This window comes from Bartonella sp. AA74HLJMH, from assembly GCF_042197045.1.
Taxonomy (GTDB): Bacteria; Pseudomonadota; Alphaproteobacteria; order Rhizobiales; family Rhizobiaceae; genus Bartonella.
The window spans coordinates 1-22,947 of record NZ_JBHIRJ010000014.1; the positions used below are offsets into that span (position 1 = coordinate 1).

A 22,947-nucleotide genomic window follows, 5' to 3' on the forward strand; every position below is an offset into this window, starting at 1 on the left:
TTTTTTTAAATAAAATAACCCAAACTTTACCAATAAAATATTGAACAAAAAATCCTATTTCAAGACATTATTGGAAAAATAAGAAGCGTATAAAACTTTCATGCCTGATAGCGGCGGCTTTCAGATTATAATACCCTCCCCTCACAACGATTGTAACTTTTCTTACATATCGCAAGGATGTCATGTAAAAGGCTAAAGATAGAGTACATATTATATAATCACCATTGCATAAATATCTTACACGCTTTATGCTTTTCCATGGGAGCAAAAGGAAGATGTCAATGTCATCTAAACTGACGCGTAACCAAACATTGGTTTTAAATACTTTAAAAAATGCAAAAGGGCCTTTAAGTGCTTATGCGATTCTCAATCACTTACGCGAAGAAGGTTTTCGCGCACCTCTCCAAGTTTATCGTGCGTTAGAAAAACTCGTACAGTTAAAGTGTATTCATCGTCTTGAAAGTGTAAATGCCTTTATGGTCTGTTTACACCCTGAAAACTGTCAACATGAACTTACAACGTTTATAATTTGCGAAAACTGTGGCACAGTCAACGAAATACAAGATCAAACGATTGTATCAAGTTTAAAACAGATGGTTCAAGCGGTTGACTTCCAAGCACACAAAAGCACCCTAGAAGTACGAGGTCTTTGTAAAAAATGCGCAATAAAATAAGACATCTAACTTGACAATAAGATCTCTAACTTGCAAGTTTATATATTTAGCATTATGTAGCAGGGATCGCCTTATTGTTGGAAAAGCTCTTATCGTCCGTGCATATATCACCCTACCCTAGAGTGAGAGGCTTATTATACTCGTTAGAACATAAATATTGAAAGTATAAAATCATGTCCGTATCTGAGACCATTTTTTCAACAAAAAATCTCGATAAAATGAAACGAAAAAAAGTAATCAAGGCTCTTCTTATCGTCTTTGCGCTTTTTGTACTTTGGTTTAGCTATAAGTGGACGACGCAATGGTGTTATATGCTGTCCACTGAAGATGCCTAAACTGTGGCACAGTCCACGAAATACAAAATCAAATGATTGTATCAAGTTTAAAACAGATGGTTCAAGCGGTTGACTTCCAAGCACACAAAAGCGCCCTAGAAGTACGAGGTCTTTGTAAAAAATGCGCAATAAAATAAGACATCTAACTTGACAATAAGATCTCTAACTTGCAAGTTTATATATTTAGCATTATGTAGCAGGGATCGCCTTATTGTTGGAAAAGCTCTTATCGTCCGTGCATATATCACCCTACCCTAGAGTGAGAGGCTTATTATACTCGTTAGAACATAAATATTGAAAGTATAAAATCATGTCCGTATCTGAGACCATTTTTTCAACAAAAAATCTCGATAAAATGAAACGAAAAAAAGTAATCAAGGCTCTTCTTATCGTCTTTGCGCTTTTTGTACTTTGGTTTAGCTATAAGTGGACGACGCAATGGCGTTATATGCTGTCCACTGAAGATGCCTATGTACAAGGAGATATAGCCGCTATTGCGACTAAATTAAATGGATATATTGAAAAAATTGCCATTAAAGCCAACCAAGTTGTAAAAAAGGACGATGTTTTATTTTACTTAGACAATGGTGATTATCAAATAGCCTTGGATCAAACAGAAGCGCATCTTGACACACAGAAAAAAACACTTCTACGCATTGATGCGCAAATCACAGCCGCTCGTAGTTCTTTAGATGATGCAAAAGCACAAAAAGCAGCCGCTTCAGCCATAGCAACCAATGCACAACTCACCTTAAAACGTGTAACAGAACTGAAAGCCAATCGTTATGCTCCTCAATCCAATGTTGATGATGCCAAATCCGCTTATGAACAAGCCATTGCGAATGTTAACAGAGCGGATGCAAAAATGGCTTCAGCACGTGCAAATATCCGAGTGCTAGAAGCGCAACGAAGTGAAACAGAAAGCGAAACAAAGAGTTTAGAGCTCTCGCGTAAAAAAGCACAACGTGATCTTGATTCGACCATTATACGAGCGCCATTTGATGGAGTTATAGGAAATTTAACAGCAAAAACGGGAGATTTTGTTGTAAATGGCCAACGTCTTGCGGCGTTAGTCCCCATACATGCACTTTATATTGAAGCAAACTATAAAGAAACACAGCTACAAGACATTCATACCGGACAAAAAGCTTATATTTCTGTTGATGCCTTCGAAAATGATGTTTTTACAGGAACAGTGCTTTCTATTTCGCCCGCAACAGGCGCTGTTTTTTCTCTTCTGCCTCCACAAAATGCTACCGGTAACTTTACAAAGATTGTCCAGCGCATTCCCGTACGTATTTCTATTCCAGAAGAAGTCTTAAAAACCGGACATATCCGAGCAGGAATGAGTGTTTCAGTGAAAATTGATACACGTACAAAGCCACAAGATAAAAGTCTCTTATAAAAAAGTAGAAGATCTTACTATGACATCTTCCATACCAGAGCTCATACAGTCTCAAGAACGCATAGGAATGCGCAAAATTGTAGTTTTTATAGCTATGTCTTTTGGCATGTTTATGGCAATCTTAGATATCCAAATCGTTTCCTCTTCTTTAGCTGAAATTCAAGCGGGTCTTACAGCAAGCTCTGAAGAAATTTCATGGGTTCAAACTTCCTATCTCATCGCTGAAGTCATCATGTTGCCGCTTTCTGGATTTTTAGGAAGATTGCTTTCAACACGTGTTTTCTTCACCATATCAGCGATCGGGTTTACGATTACTTCTGTTCTTTGTGCAACAGCAACATCTATTGGAGAGATGATTTTGTATCGCGCACTACAAGGTTTTATTGGTGGAGGAATTATCCCAAGCGTTTTTGTCGCCTCTTATGTTCTTTTTCCTCCTTCCAAGCGCCCAATTGTTACCCCTATTGTTGGACTAGTAGCAACATTGGCCCCCACCATTGGTCCAACCGTGGGAGGCTATATTTGTCATCTCTCATCATGGCATTGGCTCTTTCTCATCAATGTACCCTGCGGGATTATCATCTCAATTCTCGCTTGGAAATTAATTGATTTTGATAAAGCTGATCCCTCTTTAATGAAGAAGTTTGATTGGTTAGGATTCATTTCTATGGCTACTTTCTTGGGAACTTTAGAGTATATTCTAGAAGAAGGAGCACGTCATGATTGGCTGAGTGATACGCTGATTCGGGATTTGTTCATTACCATGATTCTTGCTGCAGCCTTATTCTTCTGGCGTGCTTTTACAGTAAAAGAACCCATTGTAGATCTCTCTACTTTTTCTAATTTTAATTTTTCAGCTGCATCCATTTTTTCCTTTTCATTGGGAATAGGCCTTTATGGACTCACGTACCTTTATCCTGTCTATTTAAGCCAAATCCGCCACTTTGATGCTCTCATGATTGGAGAAACATTGTTTCTTTCAGGATTCGTCATGTTATTAACTGCCCCGCTTGCTGGATTTCTTTCAGCACGAATGGATGCACGTTTAATGATGGCAATAGGACTTTTTGGTTTTGCAATAGGTATTTGGATGGCGAGCTCTATCACAGATAACTGGGATTTTTGGCAGCTTTTTTGGCCGCAAGTTTTCCGTGGTGCTTCTGTAATGTTATGTATGGTTCCTATTAATAATATTGCCTTGGGAACACTCCCACCAGAACGGATGCAAAATGCTTCTGGACTCTTTAATCTCACCCGGAATCTAGGTGGAGCTGTAGGGCTTGCCATTATCAACACTCTCATAACAAAACGCACAGACTTCCATCATGAACGAATAGCCGAAACTCTTAACTACGCAAACAGACAAGCAACTGAAATGCTTTCAAATCTTACTGTATTATTCAAAACAGAAACCTTTGATTCCTATACTCTGGCTCTTTCTCAATTGTTTGGTATGGTACGCATACAAGCAACCATTATGGCTATTAGTGATATTTTCTTTATCATAACCATCATCTTTGGTGTTTTGACATTTATGACCATATTTCTCAAAAAAATACCACCTCTCATGGATTCACCACCAAATCACTAAGCTTAATTAAAATTGAGAAATATTTTTTATCCTTATCACTTTCCTCGTTTCCTATGCACTTTATCTTGTCTCAAGAGACAGTATAAATAAGCATATGATTCTAAATGATTCTTCTGATAAAAATTCTTTTAATGCGGGCTCTTTCCGCACTTAAAAACAACTTCTCGCATACAAAAATTGTTCTAGATGATCGGTAAACAAAGAGCTTATCTAAAGTGCTCCACACCATAAAGATAAAGCAGCCATTTCTATAAGATTTCTGATTTATCACCATAGGGCACAAAAGATTAAAAGATTCTTTGCCCTTTACTCTTTTGATTCTTACAAGAATATTCATAAAAGATTTATGATTCTTGTGATTTTTATTCACGCACATATTTCTCTTATAATGTGTAGGACAACGTTTTTTGATTCTGAATGCAAAATTTTACATGAAAAAATCATTTTGTATTTGATCCTCTCATGCCAATTGCAAAACGATTTACCTTTATAGCAAAAAAGTAATGATATATTTTTTTTCAAAAAAGCTGCTTTTGAACATGTAATTTTATTTTTTTACACTCTTTTAAAAAAGCTGATACCTATAATTTTGATTCTACTGCTGCATATTTTTCTTTCTTAAGCCCCTTCTCTTTCAACAAGCGCTAAAATTGTATAAAATTTCTCAAAATATCTCTCTATTGAATCAATCAAAACCATTCCCTTGCACATAAAAAGCAAAGAAAAAAACTGTTTAAGAAAAAAGTAAAATATCCAACCATTTCGATGCAAGATTTATCAACGATATTGAAAACTGGAAAACTGTATGATGATAGCGACTTTAAAAGAACACAAGACAACTCAAAAATCCGGTTCCTTCAGTATTATAAAATAAGACACTATTTCAAAAAATGAGCTTAAAATATATTCTTACTCACTTAACTGAAATTATCAAAAATAAGAAACCAGCCCCATAAAGAAAAAGCCATATAATAAAATCGCAATACAACTCCCCAAAACTTTGTACCGCTAAATACCTTGGCACTGTCAAAACGGTATGCTCTTCTCAATGGCAGCTGCTGAAAAACGAAATAAACACTATCTTCAAGCGACTTTATGATGCTGAAAACGATTTGAAACTTCTCGTTCTCCACTAGGAACCAAAGTGCCATAACACCCAGAAAGATAATGTGGTATCAGTTCCAACGCTTGAAAGCGATGCTTTTCGTAAGGACCAGGCATTGCCAAATTTTCTGTTAAACTATTTGAAAAGCCAAAACGTTGATAAAATTCAAAATCCCCTACCAGCAAAATGGCGCCATATCCCAATTTTTTTGCTGTTTCAATTGCATGGCGGACTAAAATTGATCCTATTCCCATACCAGCACATTCAGATGCAACAGCCAAGGGGCCTAAAAGTAAAGCATGTTGTGTTTCATTTTTTCTTTTAGAAAAAGAAACATGCCAAAGACGGACACTTCCCACAAGCTCTCCAAGCGCATTTTTAACCACAAAAGAAAGTCCTTGAGCAGCTAACCGTCCACGACGTAAAGCCTCTGATGATTTACGTTTACGTCCATACCCCATCGTTGAATCAAGCAAATTTTCTCGATAAGGCTTATCGGCTTCTTGCTCCAATAAAAGTGTAAAACATGCCCCATCTTTTGTTTGAAAGTTCATCATGTTCATCTCTATAACCGCCCTCTTATAGCGCCATGACGAGCATAGCAAAAAGTCTAAAAAAACTATAGTTAAAAGGAAACCTCAGATCACATATGATCGTAAAGGCTCAAAACCATTAAAAGCAACCGATGCGTAAGTTGTTGTGTAAGCACCCGTTCCATGAATCAATATTTCATCTCCTATCGTTAGGGATAGAGGAAGCGGATAAGGTGTTTTTTCATAGAGAACATCTGCCGAATCGCATGTTGGTCCCGCCAAAATACAAGGCTCCATTACCTTATCATCATGAGGTGTCTCAATAGGATAACGAATGGCTTCATCCATAGTCTCAGCAAGACCATTAAATTTTCCAATATCAAGATAAACCCATCGTACATTATCATTATCAGCTTTTTTAGATATTAGAACAACTTCTGTACGAATAACACCAGCATTGCCAACCATCGCACGTCCTGGCTCAATAATCGTCTCAGGGATACGATTACCAAAATGCTTTTTCAATGAATCAAAAACTGCTGTACCATAAGCTTGTTCTGTAGGGACATCTTTCAAATAACGCGTTGGAAAACCGCCGCCCATATTCACCAACCTTAGTGAAATGCCTTCTTGTTCCAAGCGCTTAAAAACTGTAGAAGCATCTGATAAAGCACGATCCCACGCACTCAAATCAACCTGCTGAGATCCAACATGAAAAGAAACACCGTAGGCTTGCAAACCCAATTGGTGTGCCCGTCTTAGAACATCAACCGCCATAGCTGGAACACAACCGAATTTGCGTGACAATGGCCACTCTGCACCTTTGCCATCGGTAAGAACACGGCAAAAAACACGTACTCCTGGAGCAACACGCGCAATTTTTTCCACTTCTTCAACACAATCAACGGCATAAAGTGAAACTCCCAATGCATATGCTCGTGCAATATCACGCTCTTTTTTAATCGTATTTCCAAAAGAAATACGCTCTGGCGTTGCTCCTGCTTTTAAAGCCATTTCAATTTCTGCAACAGAAGCCGCATCAAAAGAAGATCCTAAAGAACTTAGCAAACACAAGATTTCAGGAGCTGGATTTGCCTTTATTGCGTAAAAAATACGAGACTGCGGCAGAGCTTTTTCAAAATTTAAATAGTTGTCACGAACAACATCAAGGTCAACAATTAAGCATGGACCTTCAGAACGATGTGTTGCAAGAAAATCGCGAATACGTTGCGTTGCCATCTGCAATTCTCCTTGAGGGAAAGCTCCCCCACTCTATGCTTGGACAGCCAAAGCTGCCAAAAGCTAAAGGACAAAAAACACACAACAACTATCCCCATTCTGATTACAAAAAATCAGAAATTAGCATTGCATGCTGCGAAAGAACAGCGCGAAACCGCGTTATTCTATTTTATATGCCTTTTTGATTGGAGTTGAGAAAACCACTTCCGCACTGAAGGCAATGAGGTGTGCCTCTATAGTTATCCCAGCATTTAAAAACTGGAAGACACCAGAAAGGCCCGCACCGTCGTTGCTTCAAGATGTCCTCATTCTTGCAATTGGCTGTAAGAATGACTGGAGCGGTTAGTTCCAGGTACCGTACCGGTTAATCTCACCATTTGAGAACCAGCGGACACCCACAGGCACGTGCGACTTTGGGCAAGGCATCCTATAAAACGAATTCTTTCTCATTTCAATCATTTTTTTAATTTTAAACATTTTTTAATTCTTAAAGATAAAATGATGCGAAAAAACAACACTCTCCCCAGACAAAGCCATCCATCCGCTTTCATGAGATCACACCCTTACATTATCTGTGCAACATAAATCACTGTCTTGCGTTTAAAGCCCCTCGTTTCTTTACCCTATTCTATCTCCTAATATCCGCAGCAGAAAATAACGCAAAATAAATTACTCAAGACATTAATTTATAATGATAATTTATTATTGTACCCTTAAACAAAAATCCCATTATAAAATCCTCTTATTTCAACCCTCTTACAATGAATCAATTAAAATCATTCTTTTGCGCATCACAAATAAAAAACAATTGAAAAAAGGAGTACCTCTTATATATCCTCTCAAATGCAAAGATGACCAACATTGAAGACTGAGGATAGTAACGACTGAAGCACCATAGTCTTTAAAGATAACGTGTCCTTCCCCCAACAAAACACCATTATCTTTCTCATTTACATCCTAAAAAACATCCCTACTTCCACATTCATTTCACAGCATCGCTTAAGCAAAATATCATGAAGAATTCCCCGTATAATATAGCTTGTATGATATAGATCAACTACATCTCACCCTCTTTATACTTATGAAATTAAAAACAAACGCTCCCATTCTATCTGCCAACTCCCAATATTGCAGAAACTCCTACATTGAAATGTTTCATAACACCTTATCTAAAATGATTCTTGTCCACACGTTGCTCCCATTTGCAACGTACAAGTGAATGAATTTTACGCGATTCGTTCTCATCTAATCTGAAAGCAACAAAGTTCACAATATTGAACTCTTTTATTCAAATGAAAATAAATTATCATTATAAATTAATGTATTATATTAAATTCTGAAATCATAAACTCCTATTATCATTTTATTTTTCCACCTAGCATCTGCTTTTTAATCACATCTTATTCATACGCTTTTCTCTTAAACTATAATCTCCCTCCTCTGCGCTGTTGGTGAACGGCTTTTCTATTTTTAAATGAAAAGTATTTGAAAACTCAATCCTATAAAGTCAAGGAGAGCGAACAATCTATAATGATTATTTATTAAGTCAAATAATTTAATATAAACAAAAAGACCGAATAATATCCGGTCTTATGAAATATTTTTCTACCAATATAAAAAACTCTTCTCTCTTAAATTTAAGAGAAAAACGCTACAACTTAAAACTCTACACTGCGATATCCTTATGTCCCTTGATGAGAATCAATTGCACGCAACTTCAACAATTGAAATTGCCTATGGCGCTCACGAAAGCGCTCTCTATCGGCTTCACTACGCGTGTTATAACAAGCATCACAGGAAACACCTTCCTCATAATGAGGCGATAGTTTGCTTTCAGCATTAAGAGGAGAACGACACGCGCGACATAATTCGCGTCCACATTCTTCAAGACCATGTTGAACAGAAACACGCTCATCAAAAACAAAACACTCACCCCACCATAAACTTTTCTCTTTTGGAATTTTTTCTAAATATTTTAGAATACCTCCTTTTAGATGGTAGACTTGCTCATAACCAAGATCACGAACATAAGCTGTTGATTTTTCACACCGAATACCACCTGTACAAAACATGGCAATTTTCTTTTTTTTCTTTAACTCAGCCTCATGTTTACGCACCCATTCAGGAAATTCGCGAAATGTTTTAATCTGCGGATCAATCGCTCCTTGAAAACTCCCTATCGCATATTCATAATCATTACGCGTATCGATCAAAATTGTCTCTTCATCTTGAATAAGAGCATTCCAATCTTCAGGGTCCACATAAGTACCAACAACTTTTAGCGGATCAACCCCTTCAACCCCCATTGTCACAATCTCTTTTTTCAACCGCACTTTCATGCGATGAAAAGGCATTTTTGATGCCCATGAATATTTAATCTCCGGCGTTTGAAACGCTGGCTCAGCCATAATAAAGCCCACCAATGCCTCAATTGCCGCACAAGAACCAGCAACTGTTCCATTAATGCCCTCTTGTGCTAAAAGCAGAGTGCCTTTGATATCCTTTGCTTGACATAAATCCTGCAAAGGTTTTTGTAATTGATGATAATGCTTCAAATCTGCAAAGCAATAAAGTGCAGCAACTTTAAAATTCTTTTCCATGTGTTTTGCCATAACGCGCGTTTCATTCAATTTCAAGATTTATTCATGTACTCTTTAACATATTGTGCTTAATCAAACGATACAAATAATATCATCTCCAAGAAGAAAAAATATCATGTGCCAAAAAAGAGAAAAGCTTTTATTATATCTCCAAGGACAAACTGTTATACCTGTTTTACTCATTGACAATCTACAAAGTGCTGTACCCTTAACACGCGCTCTTGTCAAAGGTGGGTTAAAAACAATTGAGATCACCTTGCGAACACCAAATGCCCTCAAAGCAATTCAGAAAATTACACAAGAAGTCCCTGAAGCAATTGTTGGAGCCGGCACAATTCTCAACACAACACATTACGAAAAAGCCGAACAAGCTGGAGCCAAGTTTATTGTAAGCCCCGGATTATCCAATGAACTAATCAATTGTGCAAAAAATAGTGAAATTCCCCTTCTTCCCGGTGCAATGACCCCAAGTGAACTCATGCAAGCATTAAACAAAGGCTATTCATATCTTAAATTTTTCCCTGCTGAAGCTGCTGGGGGTATTTCCTTCATCGAAGCTTTAGCATCTCCCTTCTCTGATATCCGGTTTTGCCCAACAGGCGGTATTACACAAAAAAGTGCAACACAATGGCTCCAACTGCCCAATGTCTTCTGCGTTGGAGGTTCTTGGATAGCGCCCCAAAAACTCATTGCAATAAGTGATTGGGATTCGATTACTGCATTAGCATATACCGCATCACAACTTCCCTCTCCCTCGAAAAAAGCTCTTTCTACAATATAATGTAATGTGCAAGAATATCAGTCCCTTCAACAAGACCAAAGCTTTCACACATCCTTGCGCAATCTTTTAACATCGTCATAAAACCATAAATCATCACCCGATCTTCATTAGGATGAATTTTGCGAGTTCTATTGTTTCAAAGCCGCTTGTTTCAAAAAAGCACCCACTCTCCATAACAGTCGTAATACACCCTATATGCTCAGAAAGCTCACAAGTAGTCATAGGATAAAATTTCAGCTGTTGTGCATATGCCCCACAATGAGTGGATCTTGTTGCAAAGAGGAAACGAGATCTTTTACATAAATTAACTCATTCTTTTCGCGCGTTATTTTAATAAGAACAACTTCTGAAAATTTTTCATAAATGTCAGGATCACGAATAAAGCTTGCAAAAGGAAAAAACCCGTACCGGTTTGAAAGAAGATAAAGCATCAACTTTCCCACTCATTACTCCACAAAAGCGCGCTCTACAACATAAGTAGCAGGAGCATTATTGGCCCCTTCAACAAGACCAAAGCTTTCACACATCCTTGCGCAATCTTTTAACATAGCCATGGAACCACAAATCATCACCCGATCTTCATCAGGATGAATTTTAGGAAGGCCTGTTGTTTCAAAAAAGTCCCCACTTTCCATCACAGTTGTAATACGGCCCATATGCTCAGAAGCTTCACGAGTAGTCATAGGATAAAATCTCAACTGTTGTGCATACTCTCCAATGAGTGGATCTTGTTGCAAAGAGGAAACAAGATCTTTTGCATAAATTAACTCATTTTTTTCGCGCGTTGTTTGAATAAGGACAACTTCTGCAAATTTTTCATAAGTTTCAGGATCACGAATAAGGCTTGCAAAAGGAGCAATCCCCGTCCCAGTTGAAAGAAGATAAAGACGTTTTCCAGGAATAAGAGCATCAAGCACCAGCGTTCCTGTAGATTTTTTACGCATGAGAACTGTATCACCAATTTTAATTTTTTGGAGATGCTCGGTTAAAGGTCCCCCTGGAACTTTTATCGAAAAAAACTCAAGCTGTTCATCCCAAAAGGGACTTGCAATCGAATAAGCGCGATAAATCGGCTTTTCTGCATTTGGCAAACCGATCATAACAAACTCACCCGAACGAAAACGAAAACTTTCCGGACGATTCAGACGGAATTTAAATAACCGATCTGTATAGTGACAAACCTCTTGGACAGTAAGGGCGAACACATTCTCAGGAATCGGAAAATTTGCAACGCTGCTGATGCTTGACGGAACATTGGTAGCAGACGTATTCATACTCTTCCCCATATCTTTATTGAACGTTAAATTTCGAATCCTTGACGTGATATAGTACTTGCACAACCATCTGCCAACAATTTTCTCAACACAAAAGCCTCAAGGTTAACACTTTTATGTCAAAATTAAATAAATGAGTCTAGTGCACTCTATAAACGATAAAATTGATTTCACTAAAAACCAATCAAAGACTAGAAAGTAAATACTGGATACCCAATCCATCTTGAAAACAAATAATATCCAAATCAACGAGTTTTCTAAATCAACAGTTTTAATGTATCAAAAAGTGTTTACACACTGTTTTCCATTCAATAAAAATAATTTTAAGTGCATGAGACGACATCCAAAATTGCACAGATGAGTGATCTTCCCCCTCATGGTAGAAAACTTGTAATACATTGACTTAACGTGGTTAATTTAATCATTTTACCTTCTCTAAATAAGAAGCCAATGCAATATTTAATCACAACAATCACACCAGCAATAACAGTCTAACATTGCACTCTTCAAAATGATACAATACAATAAACTATGTTTATTTTTTATATGCCTAAACGAGGGAAAATAAGTAAAAAAGTCTATGTTTTACAAATCATTAGAAGATACCATGTTGATAACAACACAAATAAAACTAAACTATCTCTTATATCCAGAGTACCATTTTACATAAAAAACGACTTTAATGGCAGCATAAGCTTCTTATGATTTTGACCATAGCAAATAGTGTCTTTCCCCTATATCGTAAAGAACCTCAATGAAACAACCAAAAAACTCCGTATTTCACGAACACAGATAAGCTTTTAAAATGAACAATTCCGTTAATGATGAAATAAATACATCACTCTATACAGCTGTCGCAACCATTGATGTCAGTGCCATTGTTGCCAATTATATCACTTTAGCCAAACGTGTAGCTCCAACACAATGTTCAGCAGTTGTAAAAGCAAATGCCTATGGATTAGGAGCTCACAAAATTGCTCCTGCCCTTTATCAAGCTGGTTGTCGCACTTTTTTTGTCGCCCAAATCAGAGAAGCACTCCAATTAAAAAGCATTTTACCATCAAATGTCACAATTGCCATTCTGAATGGACTTCCACACTTAGCAGAAGAGTTTGTCGCACAATCTGGTATTGTTCCTGTTCTAAACTCTTGGAATGCCATTGAAAATTGGCAAAAAATTTGTCAAAAAAAAGATAAAAAATTTCCAGCAATTGTTCAAATCGATACCCATATGAACCGATTAGGACTGGATCAAAAAGAATTACAAAAACTCATCAAACACCCTACAATTTTCGAAAAAGCAGAAATAAAATACATTCTTAGTCATCTTTCTAACGGAGAAGATGATACCCACCCATCAAATTATGCCCAATTGACTTCTTTCAAAACGATCCTTGCGCAATTGCCTGCTTGCAAAGTTTCCTTTGCCAATTCTGGAGGTATCTTTCTAGGATCAGATTTTTATTTTGATCTTGTTCGTCCAGGCATTGCACTTTACGGAGTTGATCCGCGGGGAAAACACCCATCACCTTTGAAACCTGTTTTAAAACTTGAAGCCCAAGTCATTCAAAGCCGCGTTGTTGATATAGGAGCACCTGTTGGTTATGCAGAAAGCTTTATAACCAACAGACCAAGCACTCTTGCAACCATTTCTATAGGCTACGCAGACGGCTGGCTCCGTACTCTTTCGAATAAAGGAACTGTTTATTTCAACGGGCACAAACTTCCCATGGTTGGGCGGGTTTCTATGGATTCCATTATTGTAGATACGACCGATCTTGAACAAAAACCTCAAACTGGTGACTGGGTAGAACTCATTGGTCCCCATCAAACACTTGAAAAAGTATCTATAGATGCCGATACCCTTCCCAATGAAATTCTAACATCTCTTGGCTCCCGCTATAAATACATTTACACATAAAAACTCTTTAAAAAAATAAATTGATAAAAATCATCATTTTAGAAAATTGAGGGGCTTTTACAAAAGATTTTACAACAATCAACCACATAGAATGGTCATAGATACCGTACATTCACAGAAATCTCAAAACAGACAAGTTGATGGACTGTTTTATGGAAGTAGCTTTCATCTAAAATACAAAAACTTAGCCTTTCCCCATAAATTGACAAAAAAGAATCTACTACAAAGTTTTTAAAATTAATTTCCCAATTAAAATCATTCGCTTGCATACCACAAGCTGGACTATGTGTAGATAAAAATGATTTAAGAAAAGAATAATTCCTCTTATGAACCATAGTGCCAAGAGCTATAACATTAGGCGCTGGCAAAGTGTATGATAGTGCCGGCTTACTCCGTTATGAAGCGTAAAGATTGGGGGATCAATCGATTTACCCTTACACCATTCACAAGCGCCGTCGCGAAATGGGATTAGGAGCGAAATATCTCTTTAAAACAAACATGTGAATTAACAACCCAAATATATTCTTTTTGGAGCGTTCTGTTTTACATGAGGATCATTCCCCCACTAAAGAACACAATAAATAAAAGTATGGAGCAATATGTAATCCCCATTATTTAAAAAACATTGCTTTAAATGCTTTTGAAAGCCGCAAAGCTGAATTAAGAGGAGATGACAAACTGAGGATTGATTTTCACCTTTACAGCTTTACATTTTCCAAAATGAGATTGTCTTCCAGTTTCAAAGGTTACGTCAACAGAAATACACAATCCCCCGCCCTCATCAGACAGACAAAAGCTGGAACTCTCATAAAGCTCTTTTTTTCTCAATCTCTGACTCAAAACATGTCGCTGCGTTAAGTTTGGATGTTGATTTACAGGTAACAGTGAAAGAACACGGGCTCTTAGGAAAACAGCGCCGTAAAGTCACAAACTGACTTGTAATGAAGTGGAAAGATGTGCCGGCTTTTTATAAGATACCTTGTAAAAAACAACCATAATACATTTGGCTTTGCGTTTGCTCATTCTGACAGGTGTTCTTACATATTTTTGCGTCATATTTATAAAAAGCAGATTAAAGAGAAATATTTAGACAATTCTTGACTCGAAAAGATACAACAACAGAGTTTCGCGTGTCTTTATCATCAAAAACACTAAAATTGATTTTATTCTTCTACAACCAGTCGTCGTCACCTTAGTGAGAAGTAGTATGTCACAACACATGCAACAGACGGGACCCTATCCTCATAGGTTTTCACTCTCGTTTACATGAATTAGCTGGCTAAACCGATGCCGACTAGTCACTAAAACCATGTCATACGGTAGAAGACAAAGGAGAGCATGCCTATTGCCGACAAAACACAGCTTTTTGTCGACTTTTTCGATTTTGCTCATGTTATAAAAAACAATGCAAAATTCTAGAAAATAGACAAATAATTCCATAGTAACATGATCAACAAGTACAAACCCACACAAAATGTGTGGGCTTTTTTTGTTTATGCAAATAAACAAATTAAATACATATTTGTTATTTAATAGGTATTTCCCAATGGCGGGCACGAACAAATGAGCATTCTGTCTCCCGCAACATTATCAATACGCGATACAGGAGGCCAATATTTATTGGCTGGATCAAGAGAACTGTTGGGAAAAGCAGCTTCTTGTCGCGAATAGGGTCGTACCCAAGCATCATCTAAAGTATCCGCCACTGTATGAGGGGCATTCACCAATGGATTATTGTCTTTTGGCCAAACCCCATTCCCAACTTTTTTCGCTTCTTCAGCAATAGAGAGTAAAGCATCACAAAAACGATCAATCTCTGCTTTTGGTTCTGATTCCGTTGGCTCAATCATCAAAGTTCCCGGAACCGGAAACGACATCGTGGGCGCATGAAATCCATAATCAATGAGACGTTTTGCAATATCATCAACACTCACCCCATACTGCTCTTTCAACACGCGTGTATCCACAATACATTCGTGCGCAACACGTCCATGCTTGCCCCGATAAAGAATGGAATAAGCGGCTGAAAGACGTGCAGCAATATAATTGGCATTTAAAATGGCTATTTGTGTTGCATATTTTAAGCCATCAGCCCCCATCATTCGAATATACATCCATGTAATCGCAAGAATAGACGCACTTCCATAAGGAGCAGCCGAAACCGCATGCGTTGTCCCATCCTGTTCATGACCTGGTACGAATGGTTTGAGATGCGCAGAAACTCCAATTGGTCCCATACCAGGACCACCACCACCATGAGGAATAGCAAATGTTTTATGAAGATTCATATGACAAACATCAGCGCCAATATCCGCAGGACGAGCAAGCCCCACAAGGGCATTGAGATTAGCACCATCAAAATAAACTTGTCCGCCATTTTCATGAATAATAGAACAAATTTCCTTAATGCTTTCCTCGTAAACACCATGGGTTGAAGGATAAGTAATCATAAGAGCAGCCAATTTATCTTTATGCAATTGCGCTTTCATCTTGAGATCGTCTACATCAACATCACCATCGCTTAAACATTTTACCACAACGACTTCCATCCCTGCCATATGGGCCGAAGCTGGATTGGTACCATGCGCAGATGCAGGAATAAGACAAACTGTACGTTGATGTTCTCCTCGTGATTGGTAATATCGTCGGATAGCCAAAAGCCCAGCATATTCCCCTTGAGCACCAGAATTTGGCTGAAAAGAAACTTGCGCAAATCCTGTAATTTCACACAACCACGCATTTAACTGGTTGATCATCTCCAAATAACCCGCTGCATCCTCTTGTGAAACAAAGGGGTGTATATTGGCCATGCTCGCCCAGCTCACAGGCATCAATTCAGCAGCTGCATTAAGCTTCATTGTACAAGAACCAAGAGGGATCATAGCGCGATCCAGCGCCAAATCCTTATCCGCTAAACGACGCAAAAAGCGCATCATATCTGTCTCTGAATGAACCGCATGAAAAAAAGGCTGAGAAAGAAAAGCAGCATCCCGTTTTTTTCCAAAGAGTCGTGGAGAAACCTTATCAACGAGTTGTGCCCCCAAAAGCTGCGCTAAAGCACCAGCATCTTCTTCTGTCGATAATTCATCAAAATTGATTGCAATAGTGTCATCATTGAGAACACGAATAAGGCGCCCACCTATTTTGGCTTGATGCGCAATTTCTCGCGCTTTTCCCTTAACAGAAATACTCACACAATCAAAAAAGCTTTTCCCTTCAACATGAACCCCTGCTGCTTCTAAACCAGCAACAAAACGACATGTTAAATGATGAATTCGCTGCGCAATTTCTTGTAAGCCTTTTGGCCCATGCCAAACAGCATAAGCGGTTGCCATATTAGCCAACAAAGCCTGCGCTGTACAAATATTTGACGTCGCTTTATCGCGCCGAATATGTTGTTCACGTGTTTGCAAAGCTAAACGAAAACCAACGCGTCCTTTGGTATCCACGGATTGACCAACAATACGCCCTGGAATAAGACGCGTTAACGCATCACTCACGGCAAGGTAACCAGCATGTGGACCACCAAATCCCATCGGAACGCCATAACGCTGCATAGTGCCAACAACGATATCTGCCCCCCATTGAGCAGGTGGCTCCTGAAGAGTAAGCGCTAAAGGATCAGCTACAACGATAACTAAAGCTCCCTTTTCCTTTGCCTCTTTTATGATCTCACTGTAATCATGAAAAGAGCCTTTTGTATCTGGCCAAGACAAAACAATTGCCGCTGTATCAGGATCAATTTCGCCATTTTGGCTAATCTGAATCCCTTGTGTTTCAGCACGCGTTTGCGCAACACTCAAAGTCTGAGGATGTAAAAGACTCTGAAGAGAAATTTTTGTTTTTTTCTCACGGAAAAAGCGAACAGCAAGGGCATTGGCTTCAGCTAAAGCAGTTGCTTCATCAAGAAGGGAAGCAGCAGAAACAGGCAAACCTGTTAGTTCACTAACCAATGTCTGAAAATAAAATAAAAGCTCTAAACGACCTTGGCTAATTTCTGCTTGATAAGGCGTATAAGCAGTATACCAAGCAGGATTTTCAAACAGATTTCGTAAAATAACCGGAGGCACATAAGTTCCATGATATCCTTGCCCAATAAAACTTTTGTGCACATGGTTACGCTCCATCATCTTGGAGAGTTCTTCCAAGGCTTGTCCTTCACTAGCAGCCTCTGGAAGATTCAGTGAACGTCCCAAATGGATAGAGTGTGGAACAGCTTGAGAAATAAGTGTCTCAACACAATCAAGCTCTAAAACATCAAGCATTTTTTGTGTTTCATCAGGACGCAGCCCAATATGTCGAGAAGAAAAAGAACGCTCGATCATGGTACTCATCCAATCAAAGCCTTATAAGCATCTTTATCTAACAACCCCTCCAGTTGTGTCTCATCCTGCAATGTCATTTTCCATAACCAGCCTTCTGTTTCGGGTTTCTGGTTTACCAGTTCAGGATTATCAGCCAAGGCTTCATTTATTTCGACCACTTCACCATCAAGAGGAGCATAAACATCTGAAGCCGCCTTCACTGATTCCACAACAGCCGCCGCCTCTCCTTTGGAAAGTTTTGTTCCACTTTGTGGTAAATCAACAAAAACCAAATCCCCTAATTGCTCTTGCGCATAATGCGTAACCCCAACAGTCACCACCTGCCCTTCAACGCTAAGCCATTCATGGTCATGTGTAAAATAAGTTTTAGACATAAAAAATCATCCTTTAAAATAACGTTGTTCAACAAAGGGAAGAGAATGAACTGATAATACAATCTTTTTGCCTCGCAGTTCTGTAAAGACTTGTGTCCCTTCAACTTTAAAATCAACAGGAACGTAACCCATCGCGACAGGACCATCAAAAGAAGGACCAAAACCACCTGATGTTACAATGCCAATCTCATTACCTTGATCATCAAGAAGCACCGCACCGGCACGAATAGGTTGACGCGTTTGCGGTTTTAATCCAACACGACAACGAGCCGGTCCTTTTTGCAGTGCTTCAAGAAAAGCCTTCGCACCATAAAATTGTGCTTTTTCTCGAACACTTTTAGGAACAGCCCATATTAGAGCCGCATCAATAGGTGTCGTATCAGGGGTAATATCATTTCCATGCAAACACAGCCCCGCTTCCAACCGCAAGCTATCGCGTGCGGCAAGTCCAATCCACTCAACACGAGAATCACTCAGCAATTTTTCAGCCAACATATGCGCATGCCCTATAGGCAAAGCAATTTCAAAACCATCCTCTCCCGTATAACCAGAACGCGTTATAAACCAATCCTGTTGTGGTTCAAATCCTTGCATAAAGAACAATTCATTCCCTGGTAAATCGGCATCAGCAAGAACAGCGGCCGCTTCAGGACCTTGAAGCGCAAGCAATACCCTTTCAAGGGCAATCACTTGACATTCAAAATCAACCGCACGCTTTTCCAATTCTAAAAAATCAGCCTGTGCATTCCCAGCATTGGCGACCAACATAAAACGACCCTCTTCCAAACGGGTAATAATAAGATCATCAAGAATACCAGCCTGCTCATTAAGCAAATAATTATACCGTGAATGCCCAATCTTTAAAGCTGCTGCATCAATGGGAAAAGCATAGGACAAAAATTCCACAGCTTGTGCCCCTTCAACCGCAATCAATTTCATATGAGAAATATCAAAAAGTCCTGCATGTGCACGCGTATGAAGATGCTCTTTTAAAACGCCAAGAGGATAAGTTAAAGGCATGTTCCAACCCGCAAAAGCACCAAATTTTGCTCCTGCTTTTTCATGCAAATCATATAAAGGAAGTGTTTTTAAAAAAGATGTTTCTTGTGCTGTGCCCATAATAACTCCAAAGCTGCGCTAACGCCCATAGAATATGGTCGTCTCTGCCCCCTCTGTCATCAACCTGAGAGACTCGCGAAAAGATTTTTCGCTTACACCTTCGGCGCGGGTTCTCCCGACTTTCCAGATCTGCCTTCTTCCTTTTACGGTCCTTAAAGCCTGAGAGATTATGGGCTATTTCCCCTTCGGCGGCAATGCGAAAATTTGCAATTTGCACTCTCCCGCAAAAGAATGAAAGAAACGATAACGCTCTTTCCAGCATATTTAAACCTATAGCCTATCTTCATCACACTGTCATTAGTAAAGTGATGAAAATGTTCTCATTTTAAAACTTGCATAAGCTCCTTCAAAAGATTTATAATAGTGTCCTTTTGAACCTTACAAAAATTGCAAGCAACACATTTTAGGAAATTTAAGACAAAAATCAAAAGCTATAAACAAAAACACCTCTTGAAAATCATGCAAAACGTCACACACTAAAAAGATCGCAAAGCAATACTCTTTCGCGCGCAGTTCAACCTTAAAAATAGGGTTTCATATTCTTTTTGAGAATAAGGACTTCAAATATTTTATAAGTATGATTTTAATGCACAAGAAGTAGGTTTTCTGCTTTCTCAATAGTGTCATAAATAGCGACTATTTACAGACTAAAACTACCGAACAAAGGTGACAAAATACTCATGAAAGCTGGTAATATCTCTTACAATTGCGAAAATGATCTTCCAAAGCAAATTGCTCTTTTTCCTTTAGAAGGTGCACTCTTACTACCCGGTGGTTTTTTATCACTCAATATTTTTGAACCAGAATCACTTGAAATGATTGAAAATGTTATGGTAACTGATCGTCTATTGGGCATTATTCAACCACTTTCATCGGATACAGATCGCTTCTCTACACAACTTTATAAAACAGGCTGTATAGGGCGTATTACAAACTACAGTGAAACAGGAAACGGACAACTGTTCATTATCTTACAAGGTGTTTGCCGCTTCACTTTAGAACAAGAATTGAAAAACACAAAATCCTATCGAACAGCTCTCATCCAATCAAACATAAAAGACTTGCAAGAATTTGATATTGAAGAAAGCATTAACCGAGAGAACTTACTCGACGTTGTAGAAAAATATCTAACCATACATGAAATGGAATATAATTGGAGCAGCATCATAGAAGCCCCTACACCTATATTGGTTAATGCTTTTTCAGCTCTTATCCCCTTTACACCAGCAGAAAAACAAGCTCTCCTTGAAGCTCCAGATATTGAAAGCCGTGCCCAAACTCTTCTTGCATTAACAGAACGCTCGCTCATGAAACAAACAGGAACAGATTACCGCTTAAACTAATGAATGTCCAAACATGAAAAAAATGACCACAGATCCAAAAATGCTCGAATTGCTCGTCTGCCCAATGACGAAAGGTACTCTCTCTTTCAACCGAAAAACACAAGAGCTCATTTCTCTCAAAGCCAAACTTGCCTACCCTATTCGTGATGGCGTTCCCATTATGCTTGCCTCAGAAGCGCGCCCTTTGCAAAACAATGAAGAAATAACGCATAAAAAATAAAAAACCCTCATGCAATTTTCCTCTACAAGCCCACTGTTATCAAGTCTCTATCAATATGATATCTCAATATTTACGATTTCTGAAAAAAGAATTTTACAATAAAGATATTTATATCGCTTTACACCTTGTAACAAAAGCCAAAAATATCATCAGATTCTCTCATTCCAGCCTGTTCATACTGAAGCAATCAAAACCATTCGCTTGCACCACACAAGCATCTGAATAAAAATGGCTCTTATGAACTTCTTAAAAGCAAGAATTATAATAACATTTTGAACCAACTCAGGTAAATGAAATTTATTATATTAAACATAAAGATTGTTATATTTCATGGACTTTAATTTATACTATTTACGAACAACATATTTGAGATACCTCGATTTAAGATGAATAAAAACGACAAGTTATATCATCTTATGTATACCATATCGGGACAAGAGTATTTATCTGTTTGCGTAATCTTTGAAACGGAGAAGCAACCTAATTTGGGGGAAAAAACATAAAATCGTAAAGGAGAAAATCACCCCATTACCTTACCATCACCCTTTAATTTCGCTTTACAATTTTTAAAAGTATCTAAAGTATCTCAAGCAATATTTTTATGTATAATATACGTATTGATTACATGAAAACTTGAAAAAACAAACAAGAAACACTGTTGTAATTTCAATTGACGATTGAAAGTAATTGCCTTATGAAGAAGGCTTGTGTTTTTGGTCGTATACGCGACGATCAATAGGGCCTGGAAGCCCGAAACCGAGCATAAAGATTAGCCCGCTTTTGCGGATATCCCGGAATTTCCGGGGGCTCTTGTTATGTCCAAGTGCTTTCAGCACTAAAAGCAAGGAGCTGACTCGGTTTCAGCACTTCCAGACCCCGGAATACTAATGCGAGGGCGCTCGCAACCGGTGGGGACATCAAGTGAAAGCCAAAAATCTACATTTTTACGATATTTCTTTAGGCAAAAAATTCGCTTCAGAAGAAACGTCATGGGGTTTTCTCAAAAACAATTAGGAAGTCATTTAGGCGTAACATTCCAACAAATCCAAAAGTATGAAAAAGGCTTAAATCGCGTAAGTGCAAGACGTTTACAGGAAATTGCTCATATATTAGATGTTCCCGTTTCCTTCTTTTATGCTGATAGCGCAAAAAAAGAAGAGAACCTCTATCATTGTGATGACAGAATAGCAAGCAAAGCAGAATATTTACTTTTGAAAAATTTCAGAATACTGACCCGCAAAAAACAAAGAGCAATTTTGCAGTTGATTTCTGATGAAAAAAATAACCCCTTATTTTCATAAATTCATTGCAAGGATAATCAAAGTCCTTAATAATATTGACAAGAATTGTGACTGTCTCCCCACACTGCATGAGAATGAAAATGCTTAATCTAATCTGATTTGTAAATAATCCGAATTCTAACGAGTTTAACTTAGAAATAGCACGTTGATTTATAATGATAATCTAACGTTATTGATATTGAATAAGTGTTTCGAATATCGTAAAATTCTTTCATTTCAAACGTGTTCTATATTGAATCAATCAAAATCTCTTGTTTGCACAACACAAGCAAAGTTGGCGTGTAAGTAAAAATGTACAAAAAGGCATACCTCTTATTGAATCGTCTCACATACCAAGAGCTGTAACGACATTGTGTGCTGAAAAAATGGATGATGGTGCTAACTTGCTCTTTTATTAAACGTAAATATGGGAGTGTTCAACGGCTGACTTTCCACTCATATAAGTCACTTAAAAAAGACTTGCCAAACAAGCCTAAGAATATTCCCACACACTAAAAAACACTTAAATATATCGAGAAAGCTTAAAGATCTTATACCATCATACTCCAAATAATGATATTTTATAGCATAACAGGATTAAAGTAAAAATAAGAAATATAAATTAAAAATAGACACGAAAAACTATATGTATAACTTTCATAAGAATTTATCTATATATGGATACTTAAGTTTATCCTGTTGTGCCATAAATTCTATCATTTAAGGTATGAGGATATGAAGCACGCATACCTCCTTGAAACATTCAAATGTTTTTTAGATGCCCAATATCTTTTTAAATATTTTTAGGCCTGCTTGTTAAGCCTTTAG

The 22,947-nt window shown here is 38.0% G+C and carries 15 protein-coding genes, 3 pseudogenes and 1 riboswitch; of the genes and pseudogenes, 10 read left to right on the forward strand and 8 right to left on the reverse strand.

The features are described 5' to 3' along the window. Positions 1 to 281: 281 nt before the first annotated feature. The 5 genes and pseudogenes from ACFINH_RS07205 (at position 282) to ACFINH_RS07225 (ending at position 4,005) form a co-directional block, all read left to right on the forward strand. A complete protein-coding gene (locus ACFINH_RS07205; protein WP_375629863.1) occupies positions 282 to 674 on the forward strand; it encodes a Fur family transcriptional regulator in 393 nt (130 codons plus the stop codon). A 173-nt stretch (positions 675 to 847) separates the two neighbouring features. Beyond that, positions 848 to 1,006 (forward strand): annotated as a pseudogene (locus tag ACFINH_RS07210) (HlyD family secretion protein); the annotation flags it as partial. Continuing rightward, positions 1,003 to 1,146 (forward strand): annotated as a pseudogene (locus tag ACFINH_RS07215) (transcriptional repressor); the annotation flags it as partial. The pseudogenes ACFINH_RS07210 and ACFINH_RS07215, both read left to right, overlap by 4 nt. A gap of 173 nt (positions 1,147 to 1,319) precedes the next feature. Beyond that, the gene (locus ACFINH_RS07220) at positions 1,320 to 2,414 is read left to right on the forward strand and encodes an HlyD family secretion protein (RefSeq protein WP_375632520.1); all 1,095 of its coding nucleotides are present in this window, start codon (positions 1,320 to 1,322) and stop codon (positions 2,412 to 2,414) included. 19 nt (positions 2,415 to 2,433) lie between these two features. Further along, positions 2,434 to 4,005, forward strand: a complete 1,572-nt coding sequence (locus tag ACFINH_RS07225) for a DHA2 family efflux MFS transporter permease subunit (protein WP_375613634.1) — start codon at positions 2,434 to 2,436, stop codon at positions 4,003 to 4,005. 1,083 nt (positions 4,006 to 5,088) lie between these two features. Here ACFINH_RS07225 and ACFINH_RS07230 read toward each other — a convergent pair. The 3 genes from ACFINH_RS07230 to ACFINH_RS07240 all read right to left on the reverse strand — a co-directional run bounded on the left by ACFINH_RS07230 (position 5,089) and on the right by ACFINH_RS07240 (position 9,482). After that, on the reverse strand, positions 5,089 to 5,673 hold the full coding sequence (locus ACFINH_RS07230; protein WP_375632521.1) for a GNAT family N-acetyltransferase: 585 nt from the start codon (positions 5,671 to 5,673) through the stop codon (positions 5,089 to 5,091). A gap of 75 nt (positions 5,674 to 5,748) precedes the next feature. Beyond that, the gene (locus tag ACFINH_RS07235; protein WP_375632522.1) at positions 5,749 to 6,882 is read right to left on the reverse strand and encodes a type III PLP-dependent enzyme; all 1,134 of its coding nucleotides are present in this window, start codon (positions 6,880 to 6,882) and stop codon (positions 5,749 to 5,751) included. A gap of 1,682 nt (positions 6,883 to 8,564) precedes the next feature. After that, positions 8,565 to 9,482: a rhodanese-related sulfurtransferase gene (locus ACFINH_RS07240; protein WP_375632530.1), complete on the reverse strand. Its 918-nt coding sequence runs from the start codon at positions 9,480 to 9,482 to the stop codon at positions 8,565 to 8,567. A 115-nt stretch (positions 9,483 to 9,597) separates the two neighbouring features. On the opposite strand from ACFINH_RS07240, the gene eda reads away from it, so the two are divergent. Beyond that, positions 9,598 to 10,263 (forward strand): bifunctional 4-hydroxy-2-oxoglutarate aldolase/2-dehydro-3-deoxy-phosphogluconate aldolase, encoded by a 666-nt coding sequence (eda, locus tag ACFINH_RS07245; protein WP_375632523.1) that lies wholly within the window; start codon positions 9,598 to 9,600, stop codon positions 10,261 to 10,263. Here eda and ACFINH_RS07250 read toward each other — a convergent pair. Continuing rightward, a pseudogene (locus ACFINH_RS07250) lies at positions 10,242 to 10,691 on the reverse strand (ferredoxin--NADP reductase); the annotation flags it as partial. The gene eda and the pseudogene ACFINH_RS07250 sit on opposite strands and share 22 nt — an antisense overlap. An 18-nt stretch (positions 10,692 to 10,709) precedes the next feature. Beyond that, complete coding sequence (locus ACFINH_RS07255; protein ID WP_375612296.1) at positions 10,710 to 11,537, reverse strand: ferredoxin--NADP reductase; 828 nt, start codon at positions 11,535 to 11,537, stop codon at positions 10,710 to 10,712. An 805-nt stretch (positions 11,538 to 12,342) separates the two neighbouring features. On the opposite strand from ACFINH_RS07255, the gene alr reads away from it, so the two are divergent. Next, positions 12,343 to 13,458: an alanine racemase gene (alr, locus tag ACFINH_RS07260; protein WP_375632524.1), complete on the forward strand. Its 1,116-nt coding sequence runs from the start codon at positions 12,343 to 12,345 to the stop codon at positions 13,456 to 13,458. Positions 13,459 to 14,987: 1,529 nt separating this feature from the next. Here alr and gcvP read toward each other — a convergent pair. The 3 genes from gcvP to gcvT are packed head-to-tail and all read right to left on the reverse strand — an operon-like array spanning position 14,988 to position 19,276. Further along, positions 14,988 to 17,783 (reverse strand): aminomethyl-transferring glycine dehydrogenase, encoded by a 2,796-nt coding sequence (gene gcvP, locus ACFINH_RS07265; protein ID WP_375632531.1) that lies wholly within the window; start codon positions 17,781 to 17,783, stop codon positions 14,988 to 14,990. Positions 17,784 to 17,788: 5 nt separating this feature from the next. Next, positions 17,789 to 18,157: a glycine cleavage system protein GcvH gene (gene gcvH / locus ACFINH_RS07270; protein WP_375612294.1), complete on the reverse strand. Its 369-nt coding sequence runs from the start codon at positions 18,155 to 18,157 to the stop codon at positions 17,789 to 17,791. 6 nt (positions 18,158 to 18,163) lie between these two features. Then, positions 18,164 to 19,276, reverse strand: coding sequence for a glycine cleavage system aminomethyltransferase GcvT (gcvT, locus tag ACFINH_RS07275; protein WP_375613638.1), 1,113 nt, complete (start codon positions 19,274 to 19,276; stop codon positions 18,164 to 18,166). 136 nt (positions 19,277 to 19,412) lie between these two features. Further along, a riboswitch (glycine riboswitch) is annotated at positions 19,413 to 19,510 on the reverse strand. 446 nt (positions 19,511 to 19,956) lie between these two features. Here gcvT and ACFINH_RS07280 point away from each other — a divergent pair. The 3 genes from ACFINH_RS07280 to ACFINH_RS07290 all read left to right on the forward strand — a co-directional run bounded on the left by ACFINH_RS07280 (position 19,957) and on the right by ACFINH_RS07290 (position 22,140). Continuing rightward, entirely contained in the window at positions 19,957 to 20,619 is a 663-nt protein-coding gene (locus tag ACFINH_RS07280; protein WP_375610818.1) for an LON peptidase substrate-binding domain-containing protein, read from the forward strand. 13 nt (positions 20,620 to 20,632) lie between these two features. After that, complete coding sequence (locus ACFINH_RS07285) at positions 20,633 to 20,839, forward strand: Trm112 family protein (protein WP_273791466.1); 207 nt, start codon at positions 20,633 to 20,635, stop codon at positions 20,837 to 20,839. Between the two features lie 989 nt (positions 20,840 to 21,828). After that, a complete protein-coding gene (locus tag ACFINH_RS07290) occupies positions 21,829 to 22,140 on the forward strand; it encodes a helix-turn-helix domain-containing protein (protein ID WP_375632525.1) in 312 nt (103 codons plus the stop codon). Positions 22,141 to 22,947: the final 807 nt, after the last annotated feature.